General features: G+C 60.9%; 13 protein-coding genes and 2 pseudogenes. 4 read left to right on the plus strand and 11 right to left on the minus strand.

From position 1 onward, the window contains the following. Positions 1-345: 345 nt before the first annotated feature. From H0482_RS09260 to H0482_RS09285, 6 genes are all read right to left on the minus strand, one after another. Positions 346-1374, minus strand: coding sequence for a hypothetical protein (locus tag H0482_RS09260; protein WP_193729721.1), 1029 nt, complete (start codon positions 1372-1374; stop codon positions 346-348). Between the two features lie 135 nt (positions 1375-1509). Further along, positions 1510-1959, minus strand: a complete 450-nt coding sequence (locus H0482_RS09265; RefSeq protein ID WP_330998246.1) for a M41 family metallopeptidase — start codon at positions 1957-1959, stop codon at positions 1510-1512. Further along, on the minus strand, positions 1956-3455 hold the full coding sequence (locus H0482_RS09270) for an AAA family ATPase (RefSeq protein ID WP_193729723.1): 1500 nt from the start codon (positions 3453-3455) through the stop codon (positions 1956-1958). Before H0482_RS09270 ends, H0482_RS09265 begins: the two co-directional genes overlap by 4 nt. Positions 3456-3540: 85 nt before the next feature. After that, entirely contained in the window at positions 3541-4791 is a 1251-nt protein-coding gene (locus tag H0482_RS09275; RefSeq protein ID WP_193729724.1) for a class I SAM-dependent methyltransferase, read from the minus strand. A 414-nt stretch (positions 4792-5205) separates the two neighbouring features. Further along, a complete protein-coding gene (locus H0482_RS09280) occupies positions 5206-5532 on the minus strand; it encodes a hypothetical protein (RefSeq protein WP_193729725.1) in 327 nt (108 codons plus the stop codon). Beyond that, a complete protein-coding gene (locus tag H0482_RS09285) occupies positions 5525-6151 on the minus strand; it encodes a ParA family protein (protein WP_193729726.1) in 627 nt (208 codons plus the stop codon). Before H0482_RS09285 ends, H0482_RS09280 begins: the two co-directional genes overlap by 8 nt. A gap of 107 nt (positions 6152-6258) precedes the next feature. Here H0482_RS09285 and H0482_RS09290 point away from each other — a divergent pair, with 107 nt between their 5' ends. Further along, positions 6259-7128 (plus strand): hypothetical protein, encoded by an 870-nt coding sequence (locus H0482_RS09290; RefSeq protein ID WP_193729727.1) that lies wholly within the window; start codon positions 6259-6261, stop codon positions 7126-7128. A gap of 221 nt (positions 7129-7349) precedes the next feature. Here the strand turns inward: H0482_RS09290 and H0482_RS16910 are convergent, their stop codons facing one another. Then, entirely contained in the window at positions 7350-7622 is a 273-nt protein-coding gene (locus H0482_RS16910) for a hypothetical protein (RefSeq protein WP_330998247.1), read from the minus strand. Here H0482_RS16910 and H0482_RS17060 point away from each other — a divergent pair. Next, a pseudogene (locus H0482_RS17060) lies at positions 7512-7826 on the plus strand (DEAD/DEAH box helicase family protein); the annotation flags it as partial. The gene H0482_RS16910 and the pseudogene H0482_RS17060 sit on opposite strands and share 111 nt — an antisense overlap. 198 nt (positions 7827-8024) lie before the next feature. Here H0482_RS17060 and H0482_RS09300 read toward each other — a convergent pair. The 4 genes from H0482_RS09300 to H0482_RS09315 all read right to left on the minus strand — a co-directional run bounded on the left by H0482_RS09300 (position 8025) and on the right by H0482_RS09315 (position 12067). Next, positions 8025-9983, minus strand: coding sequence for a ParB/RepB/Spo0J family partition protein (locus H0482_RS09300; RefSeq protein WP_230989517.1), 1959 nt, complete (start codon positions 9981-9983; stop codon positions 8025-8027). Positions 9984-10097: 114 nt separating this feature from the next. After that, positions 10098-10574 (minus strand): JAB domain-containing protein, encoded by a 477-nt coding sequence (locus tag H0482_RS09305; protein WP_210319120.1) that lies wholly within the window; start codon positions 10572-10574, stop codon positions 10098-10100. Positions 10575-10706: 132 nt separating this feature from the next. Continuing rightward, complete coding sequence (locus H0482_RS09310; RefSeq protein WP_193729729.1) at positions 10707-11111, minus strand: DUF2958 domain-containing protein; 405 nt, start codon at positions 11109-11111, stop codon at positions 10707-10709. After that, on the minus strand, positions 11108-12067 hold the full coding sequence (locus H0482_RS09315; protein ID WP_193729730.1) for an ArdC family protein: 960 nt from the start codon (positions 12065-12067) through the stop codon (positions 11108-11110). Before H0482_RS09315 ends, H0482_RS09310 begins: the two co-directional genes overlap by 4 nt. A 96-nt stretch (positions 12068-12163) precedes the next feature. Here H0482_RS09315 and H0482_RS09320 point away from each other — a divergent pair, with 96 nt between their 5' ends. Further along, a complete protein-coding gene (locus tag H0482_RS09320; RefSeq protein ID WP_193729731.1) occupies positions 12164-12685 on the plus strand; it encodes a hypothetical protein in 522 nt (173 codons plus the stop codon). A 187-nt stretch (positions 12686-12872) separates the two neighbouring features. Beyond that, positions 12873-13667 (plus strand): annotated as a pseudogene (locus H0482_RS09325) (transposase); the annotation flags it as partial.

A 13667-nucleotide genomic window follows, 5' to 3' on the forward strand; every position in this document is an offset into this window, starting at 1 on the left:
TGCGGGAGATTTTCGGCACCTGCCCCTGAGCGGCATCCTCCGGATCGAAACGATCAATTCGAGGGATGCAGCTATAGGCTTGTCCACTTTCCGATTTAGCGCAAACGTATTTTTGTAGAAAAAATCAGATATTTACGAGATCGGCTTTCCTGAGTCTGCAACCGAACGGACAAGGTTGCTCCTCACGTGTCGAAGCTAAGGCCACGTTCGGCAATAAAGGTCCTTGCCTGATCCGGCGCGCAATCTGCAGGAATTGACGCCAGCGCCACGACACTGTGGCCAAGAAAGCAAAGGCTCTTACCGTCATGGGTGGTTTATTTCCTGTCGTCGTTCACCCACGCCAGCCTATTTCGGTTTCGGTCCTCTCAGCTGCTGAGCAGTCCAGCCGCGCGATCGGTTGCCCGCCCTGACTTTGGCGGCCAGATCGGGATCGACGGCCAGCGGCTTCATGCCACGGGCACCCCTCCAGGCACTGCGCGCCGGGGCATAATGGGACTGCGCGGTCATGGCACTGGCATGGTTCATCACGACAGCGACCTCTTCAGGCGTCATCCCCGAAGCCGCCATATTGGCGCGGGCTTGATGACGGACGGTATAGGCGGTGACTTTGCGGGAGCGCCCGCCAACGGCTTTTCGGGCCTCTCGAATGGCATGCTGGCAGCGGCGCAAAAGGCTGGCAATTGTCGCTCCCTTGTCGCGCTCGATCAGAAGCAGCGCCGCAATTTCCTTGAGCTCGGAGATCTCGAAGGGCGCAAGATTGTCGAGGATGAGCATGCGGGCTGGCTGCAAGCCTTTTGCGTTGGTTCTGGAATATTTGGCGGAGCGAACCCACAGCCTGCCGAGCGGGTCCTCGCGCATGCTCAAGAACTCGCCAGGACGCGTGGCAAGTTCGACGCCATATTCGAGCAGGGCTGCGGCAATGCGACGGGTGGCGGTAGCACTGAACAGAAGTTCGGTGACCAAGGACGACAGGGTTTCTGGCTTTATCGATTTGGCCCGCCCCGCCGAGCTCCTACCGCCTGCTTTGCCCTTTGCAGATTTCGACATGGGCGTCTGCTGACGGAACAATGCATCCACGCGCTCGACCTCACCCAGGGTGATTGTGCCCTCGTTCCAGAGATCGCGAAGACACTGGCGGATGGCAGCGTGGTACTGTCGGAGGGCATTTGCGCTGAGGTCTGATGATCGGTAGCCAATATCTTGTGCCAGCTCAAAAGGGGTCACCTCGTCCATCCGATGCTGGCGGCACCAGGTCTTCGCCATCCCCTCATACCGTTTCCGGTAGCGTTTCTCAGTCTGCGCTGTCCGCGTCTGCACATGGCCACCAGCATCACCGCGTCGAAGGCATTCTGGATAGTTCTCGTCTTTGGTCATTTCTATCTGCCGGCTATGTTACAGTAGAGCGACTGTAACCGCGCGCCTTGCAAGAATCCCGCCCCGATCCTGGCCCCCAACTTTTCGGCAGTTGGCCCGGTTACATTTCCGAGCAATAGCGGCCAAGAACTCACGCTATGAAGTCTTCACACCGTGGCGGGGGGGAGCCGGGGCCTTCGCCCCGATATTGCGGCGTTTTGCAGGCAGATCGAGCGTTCGCGTACCCAATCCATTTGCGACATCCTCGCCAGAGAGCACTCTATCTTCGATCAACTTTTCAACCAGTTGCGCCACCTGTTCACGATCGGCCCTGACGATTGTCATGGCGCGACGGAGCTGACGACGCAGTTCACTATCCACTGCCAGGAATGTGTCGGCGGCGCGCATGCTCAGCACCGGTGCAGACACCAGGCTGTCGCGCAGCCCCTGACGCTCGTAAGCGGACAGAATGAGTGCGGTAGCATTGGCCAGATCGCTCTCGGCACCCGCATTGGGGCCGTCACCCAACACGATATCGGCGGCCCGTCCGCCAAGGTTCACGGCAGCAATATCGAGCAGACCCTGCCAGGTGGGAATGGTTGTCACGAGCTTGCTCCACACCCGACCGCCCGTTTCACCAGCGGGAATAATAAAACGCTTTCCACGGTATGGCCGAGACGATGAGCAACAACAGCATGACCCATTTCATGGATTGCGATTGTCCGAATGTCCTCGGGAGTACGGTGATCGTCCGGCACAATCTGGACCAGAAGGTCACCGGGCTTGAGAGGGCGGTTTTCGGCGCGCGCCAAACTGCGCGCCTGCTTGACCCAGCCTTCCACCATTGCCGGCGTGGCCCCCCTGCCAATGCGGGCCAGACGGCCAAGATCGGCATCGGTCAGATCGGACTTTAGATAATGCCGTAAGACAGCGCAGACCTCGGCGTCGGTTTGCGGCGGCTGCACACTGACGCGCTGCTGCATGCGTCCTGGTCGGATGAGCGCCGCATCGAGGCGCTCATAGTAATTGCTGGCGCCGAGCAGCAAAATCTGGCGCCCAGAACTGCGCAGCCGATCGATTTCGGTGAGGAAAAGCGTAATCACGGGGGTCCACCAGTCGCGCCCACGATTGTCAATCGTGGCTCTGTTGGGGAGCGCATCCAATTCGTCCAGGAAGCCGATCGCCGGTTCACTGGCGAGGACCTGATCGACAAAGGCCTTAAGATTTTTGGCCACGCCACCAAGCGCGCCGTCTCCAGTAGCAAACCATGCGCCGACAGAGCTCGGAACAAAAGTCCACCCGGACGTCTGCGCCAGACTCTCGGCAATCAACGTCTTGCCGGTGCCCGGCGGGCCTTCCAGCAGAGCAAAAACCAATTGCGCTGGCGCAAGGCTTCCGGCACCGACGGCATCGAGGTCCGACAAAGTTTGGTCAGCCCAAGTACGAACCGCTTTGGTCAATGGGAGGTCAGTCAGCATAGGCACCGCCGATCTCGTCGGCTCGGGTCGACGCGACACAGCACGGCGCAGATTGGCGACACATTCTCCCGCCGTAAGTTCAGATCGAACCGTGCTCAGGATCACTGACAGATCAAGTTTTACCATGTCATCGTTCACGCCACGCGCTACGCCCCCGGTAACGCGGCGGATCAGTTTGCGCAGCATGGCCTGGGTCATATCTGGAATGGTGACGGTGACATCGACCGACGACAGCACCGCTTCATGGAGCAGACCCTTGGGATTCTGCGAGATATAGAGCACGCTGAGCCCCTGACGCAGATAACTAAGTTCCTCTTCACCCATACGGTGGTCGACACCCCCCTTACGCACACGCTCGATGACGCTGCGCACCACCGGCGCCCGGTCCATGCGCTTGACCGCTGCCGCAATGATGTGGGTCCAGTCGGAGCTGGGCACCTGCATGATGACCAAGGTCGGCTGACGCTTGATTGCCGCCCTCGCCTGTCGCGCGAGCGCTGTTTCCAGAGCAAGCGCTGCAAGGGCCTGTGCAGCGTTCTCCCGCGATGGTTCGGTTGCGCCGTCTGCGTCAAACTCTGGAATCTCGTCGTCGATATCGTCGTTATTGTCGAACAAGCCGGACATAGTATGAATCTCCAGGCGCCAGACCGGTTCGTCATGACCGGTCGGCGTATTCAGGATGGAAGCGATTGAGCGATGCGTGTTTCCGCTACCCGGCGATGAGCGCTGCGGTATTCGGGTCGTAGCCACCATCGGGGTCGATGGGTTTCCAGCTGGCAAGCCCCCGGCCCTTGGCGCCGCAACAGAACTGGGACACCGCGCTACCGCTTGCAAACACGAGATCGCGCTTGACCACAAAGCTCCGGCCATCCGGGGACGCCGCCAAGAGCCCGCTATGCAACCACGAGGCACGGAGGTAGCGGGTGCTGGCATTGGCGCTGGCCACCGCTTCGGGCCGCACATCGGATCCTTGCAGCAAAGTCCAGCGATCCTCGGCGTGGCGTGCCGCCAAGGCGACAAGGCCATCGCCGAAGCACAGTTCCAGAATCTCGCCGTCGGGAATGTTGTTGAGCGGACGCAGCGGGGCGACCCGGCCCGGTTCCGTGCGCGGCCCGGCGAGCACCGAACGAGCGGAACCCTGGGTGAACAGGATGCCGGCATGGCGCAGAGCAAGGCAAGCCTGGGCGACAAAGGCATCGATCTCGCTGTAGCGCTGCGGATCAACCGCGATCCCATCAGGGACGCCGTTGATCACCACCCGTTCACGGCTGGCTTTGGCGCGCGACCACAGAATTCGTTCCGCGACGCGGGCATCATCAGTGGAGAGATTGCCGTTGGCATCGGTGATCGCGAAGATGGTGTCGATATTCTCGATCGGCTGCTGGCCGGAGGCGATCCGCAGGCCGGTGTCACCGCCCATGCCGATATAAATGGCAGAAGCGCTCACCAGCCCGTAGATGCCGGGACGACGCAATTTTTCCATACGGGCGAAAGCGCGGCGCTCGGACCCAACCACGAGGCTCGCACGGAACGGACTGACCTCTATATGTTCCATACCAACCGGGATGGCGGACGCGGCGGACGAGACGATGGGAGAGCCCGATCCGCCGGGAACCTTGGAAACCGGTCCGGCGGCGCCATCGGGATCCGGCTCGGGATCGGCCCGGCGGACCAGTGTATGGGCGTCCAGCACGCCACACGGGTCCAGCACCAGAATTTTGAGACCGACCATGACCATGACGGCTCCGACCGGATCGGGGTGATCCGGTAATTCGTCAGTGATATCACCAATGGTGGCACTGCCGGTTTCGTCCACGATACTGAGAATCTGGACCTGGATGGAAGGCGAAACCAGCGCGTGCTGCACCATTCCGTCAATCAGCGACGGCGCTTCGGTCTGGAAAGGATGCGGATAAGACTTGCCCAGCGCACCAGCGCCGGTAGAAGAAGAGTTAGCCATGTAAGCCTCGCTGTTATGGCAGTGAGATGCATGGTCAGGCTGGCGGAAGTGTTGGAAGCGCTTCCGTCGGCCGCCCTTTGGAAGAAGGCGGTGCCGACCATATCGAGCCGTTTGGTCCCGACGCTGTTGAAGATCAGGAACCGGTTCAAAAAAATCAAGACGCCCGGCGATCGCATGGTTAACGCTTGGCGATATGGAGACACCAACGGCCCTGCCATGTCCTTTTTCGGTAGGCAGCCAAGCTCCACGCTGTCCAGCAAGCCGCCGCAAACAAAGGCCGAACACCGTTCACCTCCGGATCAACCAATCCCATGAGGCCATGAGGCCATGAGGCCATGAGGCCATGAGGCCATGAGGCCATGAGGCCATGAGGCCATGGTTTTGGGTATGGGAGCGCTTGTCAACCGGATCGGTTCAGAGGGCGCCGCGCCGGCCGCGTTGGAGATAGGCAACATATTCAGGATGGCGCGCCGCAATACCCGGGCGCCCGCGCGCCTGCAACCCCAGATCAACCAGCCCAGCCATCATCGCATTGACTGTACAACCCTGGTTGCGGGCCATCTCGCGGATCTCATCGAGAACCGCGGGCGGTAGGCGGAAGGTAAAGTCCACCACAATCCGCACATTGTTTCCATCTGCTGGATCGGTGTGCTGGATCGGCCGGATCACCGCGTCAAGCAGCGCGCTGCTGGATCCAAGATCGAGCATGTCATCAATATCCAGCAGGGACCGATCAGCCATGAGCGCCTCCTCCGGTCTCTTGCAGGACATAGTCGAAAAGCGCTGCAACCTCGGCGGCAGCGACACTCGTCGGATAGGTTTCCTGAACGCCTTCGCCAAGCGCATAGCTATCGGGATAAGCCACCAAGTACCGCAAGGCCACACCGGCAAAGTGGTCTGGATGTGCCGCGATCGCAGTGCGCGTGCGCCGAGCCTGAGGGTCCGTAGTCCTGACCAGGACAATCCTGGACTGTTTACCTGAGGCAGCCACCATGCGCCGTACCGGCTTTGTCACACGCAGCTCGATATTGAACGGCGCTGACGGCACCAGCACAAAATCCACCTGCCGGAACAACCCGAAAAGTCCCGCATCGTCCCGCCCGGCAACATCGATCAGAACCAGATCGTATCCATCGGACTTTGCCTTGGCGATCGACTTCGGCAAATCCCGGAGATCATGCGCCAGCACAAGCGGCCCTTCCCGCGTCCGCATCTCGCCCCAATCCCTGACCGTTCCCTGTGGATCGCAGTCGATCAGCATGACCGTCATACCAACTCTAAGGGCGGCGACGGCCAGATTGATGGAAAGCGTGGATTTACCGCAGCCGCCCTTAGAGTTCGCAATGGCGATGATGCGCATTGTGGATTCCTTCCCTTGCTGGTTTGGTAACATATTTGTACTAAGTACTAAATTTACCCGAACTACCTATCTTCATCCCTTACGCCATCGGTCTTAAGGCCCTGCCAATGGAACCGTTAAAATTTGCTCGAAAACGCAACGTTCCGTGGGTCGAAGTTGCCCGTAATGTGCGCCAGTTGGAGGCCGAACCTGACAGTTCCGGCATGTCGCCAATCCATCGGGCAGAGCAATTGTCGGGCTATTCCGCAAATCAGCTCCGCCGGATGATTGCCGGGATGGTATTCCTTAATGAACTTGCCCGGACCGACCCAGTTACGGCCGAATGGCTGGGCGTCCCCAAATTCTCTCATGCCGAAATGCTGGCGAAGCTTTGGCGCCGCGACCGGGAAGCGACCTTGCGCCTTTTGAGATCAAAGCCGGTACTGCGTTATGAAGGGCTTTCACGGCTCTTTGACAACATGGCACCGCAAACCGCCTCACCTATGTCGGCAGGCAAGCGAGCGCAAAAGAATTTCGAGCAGAAATGCCTCGATGTACTCCTCGACAAGGAAACGCCGTTCGCCCCATTCGGCGCCGGCTCCTATCAAATCTTGCGAGCTCGTGTGCACCACCCCTATTGTCGGCCCGCCCTGCTGGTCCGGATGGAAAACGACGCCCGCCGGGTTCAGTGGGGCGGTCTGGACTTTGTGGCGCGACAAAACTGGGATGACGCCACGCTTCGCCAGATCATGATCATCGGCGTCGAAGCAGGGTTTCTCGATCGTCATTTTGTGGTTTTTTCCGATGGTTATACCGCCGACCAGGCCCTTCGAGCTATTCGGGAACTCGGTTTCGGCAATGTTCAAACCGCAGTTCTTCACGACAACGAGATCGCGTTCAGCCCACTTGAAACTGACACCCAATCGTCCGAACAACGCAGGCGATGGGCCCCGCCAAGCCTAAATGAAACAATCGCCCAGTATAGCGTTGACGGGTAACCCTCCGTCCAACTCAACATAGAAAAGGCTGGTGCATGCGTGCCGGGGTCTGTTCGTTCAGGGATAGCTGCCGTCAACTCACTGCACCAAGAGGCCATAACACGGATCAGGCCGACGGCAACTGATCGGCAACACTCTACTTAGCGAGATCAGCGGCAAATTTGGGGTGAGAATCAAACCGTCTGGTTTAGTTATGCGCAATTGCATACGCGGTCATCAAACTAGAGGAAGCAATCGATCTTATCAAAAGCCATGGAGCAGTCGCCGATCTGGAGGATCTGCGCGAAATCGGCTTGGCACTTCCCGCGGACGTATCCTTCCAGGGCGAATTGCGACGGCCGCAGTTGGCGGCGTTCGATGCTCTTGTCGCCCATGAGAACGGCGTGCTCGCCGCGACAACCGCGTTTGGCAAGACAGTCGTCGCGGCGGCGCTCGTTGCGCACCGTGCCCGAAACACGCTCATTCTGGTCCATCGACGAGAGTTGCTCACTCAATGGGTGGAACGTCTACGAACTTTCTTGCGGATAGATCCAAAGCAAATCGGCATTATTGGCGGCGGGAAAAGAAAACCGACGGGTGTCATCGATGTTGCGCTCATCCAGAGCCTGGTGCGCAAAGGAGAAGTCGATGATATCGTTGCTGATTACGGTCATTTGATCATCGATGAGTGTCATCACTTGTCCGCAGCCAGCTTTGAGCTTGTCGCCCGGCGGTCAAAGGCGCGATACGTCGCCGGCCTGTCGGCGACGGTTGCTCGGAAGGACGGACACCATCCGATCATCTTCATGCAATGTGGCCCTGTTCGCCATAGGGTCGATGCACGGGTTCAGGCCGCAGAGCGTGGTATCCGCCATCGCGCGCGCGATCGCGCGACGCAGTTTGAACTTCCGACATCGCTAGCCTCGGCCGAACGGCCGTCGATGCCTGCGATCTATGCGGCGCTGGCGCAGGACAGTGCCCGGAATGATCTGATCTTCGATGATGTGCTGAAATCGCTTGAGGCCAAGCGTTCGCCCATCGTTCTGACGGAGCGGAAAGACCACCTCGATTATCTTCAGAAGAGGTTCTTGCCATTCGTGAGAAATCTCGTGGTCCTGCGCGGCGGCATGTCGGCGACCGATCGCAAGACCGCCAGCACTGCCTTGAATGTCTCCGATGATCATGAGCGCCTGATCCTCGCGACAGGCCGCTATATCGGCGAAGGCTTTGATGATGCTCGCCTCGACACTTTGTTCCTGACGATGCCGATCGCCTGGAAGGGGACCCTGGCGCAGTATGTCGGGCGGCTGCATCGTGAGCACGACGGAAAGAGGGATGTCCTGGTCGTGGACTATGTCGATCCGACGGTTCCGGTTCTCGCCCGGATGGCCGCGAAGCGACGGGCGGGTTATCGCGCGCTGGGCTACGTGATCGAGTAGCGGCACCGCCCGTATTGAGCGGCGCCGCAGTGTAGTGGCATCCCGCAGCGCCAAGGTGCGATGCGCGGTCAGTTCACTCACCAGCCGGTCGGGCAGCGGCTTGATGGCATCGGTCTCGTCTTCCTCTTCCGGCTCGGGGGACTGCCCGCCGAGCATGATGACCGCGCGCTGGTGGCTGGCCTGCGGTTCGGCCCGCTGGAGGACTTCCCCGGTTTCGGGATCGACGACTTCCGCCTCCGGTTCCGCCGGTGCTTCATCGTCGGGGCGAACATGGCCGCGCTCGACCAGCAAGGTGCCATCGGCGTCGATGCTGACGAAGACGCCTGCCTTGCCGATCTGGTCCGGGTCAAAGGTCATCGGACGACGCTCGAAAACCTCCAGCGCCTGTTCGATCTCGCCCAGACGGGTATCGACCTCGTCGGGCAGTTCGTCGGCCTCGGCATATTCCGCTTCGAGCCGGTCATATTCGTCGCGCAGCGCCTCGCGGACGGCACGCTCGTCCTCGGTCAGATCGACCGTGGTGCCGACAAGCGGGCGAAGGCCGTGATCGTGACCATAGGGGAAGGTCATGGCGACCTCGATCCACTTCCAGCCCTCGGCGGCAATGGTTTCCGCTTCCGCCTTCAGCTTTTCGCCGACCAGTCGGTCGAGCAGCACCGGGTCCTGGAGCCAACCGCCATCGTCCTGCTGGAAGAGATCGCGCAGTACACAGCCACCGGCTTCCTCATAGGCGTCGATGCCGACAAACACCGCCCGCTTGTCGGCGGCGCGCACCGTGGTCTCGGTCAGCAGGCGGCGGATGGTATAGGGTTCTTTCTGCCAGCCGTCCTTGATCACCTCCCAGACCTGTTCCTGACGGGCATGGTCAGAGCTGACGGTGAAGGCCATGAGCTGTTCCAGCGTCATGCCATCCTCGGCGTAAGTCTCGAGCAGCGTGGGCGAAACGGATGCGAGGCGCAGGCGCTGTTTCACCACCTTCGCGTCAACGAAGAAGGCAGCGGCGATCGCTTCCTCGGTCATTCCCTTCTCGCGCATGGTCTGGAAAGCGCGGAACTGGTCGAGCGGATGCAGCGGGGCGCGCTCGATATTCTCGGCCAGCGACACCTCGTCGATCAGCACATCCCCGGTTGCCTCCGACACCACGCAGGGCACCGGGGCGATCTTGGCGAGGCGCTTTTGCTTGACCAGCAGTTCCAGCGCCCGGAAGCGGCGGCCGCCGGCGGGCACCTCGAACATGCCGGTCTCCACGCCATCGTCATCCAGTACCGGGCGGACATGCAGGGACTGGATCAGACCGCGACGGGCAATGGACTCGGCCAGTTCCTCGACCGAGACGCCAGCCCTGACGCGCCGGACGTTGGACTGGCTCAGCACCAGCTTATTGAATGGAATGTCGCGCGACGACGACAGGGTGATCTTCTGAACGGCAGTGGCCATGTCAGTTACTCCATGACGGACGCCGGGGAGCCTCTCTCTCCGGCTATCAGCCCGTCACGAAATCCCATCCCTCCTTTCCCTCTCCTGGCGGCCCACCGACCACATCATCGTCCTTCAGATATCACCGCGGGCGCGCAGGCTGGTCTCCCGACCGGCACCGGTGATGATGTGGTCGTGCAGCGTCACCCCCAAAGCCGCGCAGGCCTTCTGGATCTCCTTTGTCATCGCGAGATCGGCGGCCGAAGGCTTGGGATCGCCAGAAGGATGGTTGTGGACGATGATCAGCGCGGAGGCGTTAAGTGCGAGACCCCAACGCAGCACTTCCCGGGGGTAGACCGGGGCATGATCGACCGTACCAATGGCAAGGCATTCGTCCGAGATGAGCCGGTTCTTGCGGTCAAGATAGAGGACATGGAAGCGCTCGACATCACTGCGGATGGTCAGCGCACAATAGTCCAGAACCGCCTGCCATGTGGACAGAACCGGATTCTGGTTGAGATGGCGCAGCAGGATCTGGCGCGCCTCGTAGACAACGGCCCGCTCCTGCGCTGAAAACTGGCAAGGCTGCGGATTGATGGCGAGTTTCCTCATGTGTCGCATCATGGTCGTGGTTCCCGACGGGCAGCCGGCACGGCACCGGAACTTTCACCACGTCACGACGAGAGGCGCCGCCCTCTACCTCAGAGAGAGCGGCGCAAAAGCGCAAAGCCAGACAGCCGGATTTCAGGCTTTCCGGTTTTCTGTATCGGCGGGGTCCAATTGCCGCGCAGCACCACTGCGGAACCGGGCGGACAGGATTTGCTCGGCTGCGCGAATGCTGCCAGCCATGCGCGCCGCTTCTGCCCAAATCGAGATCGGGAACAGGCCGGTAAAGAGCACGTCCCGCTCGATCCCCATGCCCAAGGGGAGCCGGATCGCCTCCAGTTCACCGAAGCACCAGCTGCCGAGTTCGGGATAGCCGATATCGGCGAGACCGAACATGATGTCGCCGTCCTCATCCAGCTCGGTCGCGAGCCAGACACCCGTGCCAAGGGGATTGTAGAATTTGACGACGGGGATGTGATCCACATCGCTCTGCCGGCCATTGGCGAGGAGCTGCGCGCGCTGTGTGCGTGTCAGGAGGATCATGCCGCAGCCCTCCGCTCGATGAGATTATCGCGCGGTTCGGCACGCTCCTCGTCGGGCAGATGTGCGAGCAGCCAGTCGGCAGCCTTGCTGGCCTGAGAGGCGGCACGGACGATGGCGCGATTGTCCTCGCGCAGCACTTCGAGCCAGGAACCGATATAATCGGCATGGCGCACGGTCGGCACGATTCCGAGCGATGCGCAGCAGAAAGCCGCGTTCATCTCGGCTACCAGTTCCTCGAAGGCGTATTTCTTGGTGCCGAAGCTGCCCGAAAAATCCCGCCCCAACCGCGAAACATGACCGGTGGCGTGTCCCATCTCGTGCAGGGCCGTCCTGTGCCAATTGATCGGCTCGAAATAGGCAGCCGGCGGCGGCACCTGGACGTAGTCGAGCGACGGGACATAGAAGGCACGACCGCCGCCGATGCGGACGTCGATGCCGGTTGCGCCGATCAGTGCCTCGACTCTCGGCTCGATCATGCCGGGCGGCGGTGGTGGCGCTTCAACGGCAATGTCCTCGGGCAAACCCTCGCATTGCGCCGCGTTGAACACGGTAAAGCGCTTCAGGAAGGGAATGCTGCCTGCTTCTTCGCCTGTTTCCCTGGCGCGGCGTTTCTCGTCCTCGGGGGTGAAACGGTCGGCATAGACCACGGTGGTGCCACGCTCGCCCTTGCGGACATTGCCGCCGAGCGACAGGGCCTGGCGGAAGGTGAGCCAATGTTGGGTCGGGTAGCCGTATTGGACCACGGCGCCCCAGAGGATCAGGACGTTGATCCCGGAATACTGCCGCGCCGTCGCGGCGTTCCTCGGCATGGCCAGCGGTGCTTTCGCCGCTGCCGTCCCCCAGGGCTGGACCCAGGGCAGCCGCCCGCCCTCCAGCTCGCCGATGATCTTGTTGGTGATGTCGTCGTAGAGATTGCTGCGGGCGCCGGCTGCGCGAGCGCGGTCCTGTCTGGCCATCGGGATGTCTCCGCGACGGGCACCGGAAGCCTCTCTCCCAGTCCTCAACCCGTCACGGAAAACCCCTCCGCACTCTCACTCCCGGGGCGTTGCGGGGTGCCCCCGCAGAAGGGCTCGGCCGCAGGGGAAGGCTTTCCCCCACAAGTTTCGCCAGCCTTGGTGCGCTCACGGGCGGATTCCTCCCTCTACAGGAAACTGGCAGTCGCATCAGGTTCCGCCGACAACCTGAAGCCCACCGCGCAACACGCCAACTGGCATAGGTGGGATATCCGCAGCGGTCAGGACGCTCGTTGCGCCTTCCGGCCCGAGGTCGATATCGAATCTTCGACCGGGCTCGTCGGTTGTGCTGACCAAGCGTCGGCAAAGCAAATCGGCGAGGGCGGGGTCCTCAACCGCGCAAATGATTTGCCGGCTATCGAGGCGGAGCGCTGCAAGCACCTCAACAAGATGGAGCGCCCGGAAGTCGTCGATGTGCTGGACTGGATCATCAAGAAGGAGGGAACGGAAAGGGGTCCAGGCGCGAGCCAGATGGACAGACAGCAAGAATGCCAATCCCGCCGCGCGCCGCTGACCACTGCTGAACACAAACTGAGGGTTCAGGCCATCTCCGACCCTTAAGCTGAGGAACCGCCGGACATCGCCGCGGATACTATAATCGATCGTCCGCCAGTCCGCATGAGGGCGCAGACGCTGGTAAAGTTCATTGAGCAAGGGGCTGATCTGTTCCCCGTCAGCGCCCATGGCACAGATTGAGGGTTGAGCTTTAAGGAGTGTTTTGGTCTCGTCGTCTGACGAAGGAACCAAGATGACTGCTAAATCCCCGAGCACCAAAAAGCCTGCCGAGCAGGTGGTGAAGGACATTCGCCGGGCGACCCGACGGCACTTTTCAGCTGAAGACAAGATCCGGATTGTTCTCGATGGTCTGCGCGGCGAAGACAGCATTGCCGAACTGTGCCGCAAGGAAGGCATCGCGCAGAGCCTGTATTACACTTGGTCGAAAGAGTTCATGGAAGCCGGCAAGCGCCGACTGGCGGGCGATACTGCTCGTGCTGCGACCAGTGATGAGGTCAAGGATCTGCGCCGAGAGGCTGGTGCGCTCAAGGAATGCGTTGCCGACCTGACGCTGGAAAACCGTCTGCTTAAAAAAAGCATGATCGCGGATGGGGACGAGCCAGAATGAGATATCCCGCATCCGAAAAGCTCGAGATCATCAATCTGGTTGAGCAGTCGCACCTGCCCACAAAACGCACGCTGGACCGGCTGGGCATCCCGCGCCGGACCTTCTATCGCTGGTATGACCGCTACCTCGGTGGCGGTCCTGAAGCACTAGAAGATCGGTCTTCGGCACCCAGTCGGGTGTGGAACCGGATCCCGACTGCCGTCCATGATCAGCTCATCGAGATGGCGTTGGAAGAGTCCGAACTCTCGCCTCGGGAGCTGGCTGTGAGCTTCACCGACCAGAAGGGGTACTTCGTGTCCGAAGCCAGCGTTTACCGGCTTCTCAAGGCCCACGACCTGATCACCAGCCCGGCCTATGTGGTGATCAAGGCGGCAGATGCGTTCCACACCAAAACGGTGCGGCCCAACGAGATGTGGCAGA

This window comes from Devosia faecipullorum, from assembly GCF_015158295.1.
In the GTDB taxonomy this organism is placed as follows: Bacteria; Pseudomonadota; Alphaproteobacteria; order Rhizobiales; family Devosiaceae; genus Devosia; species Devosia faecipullorum.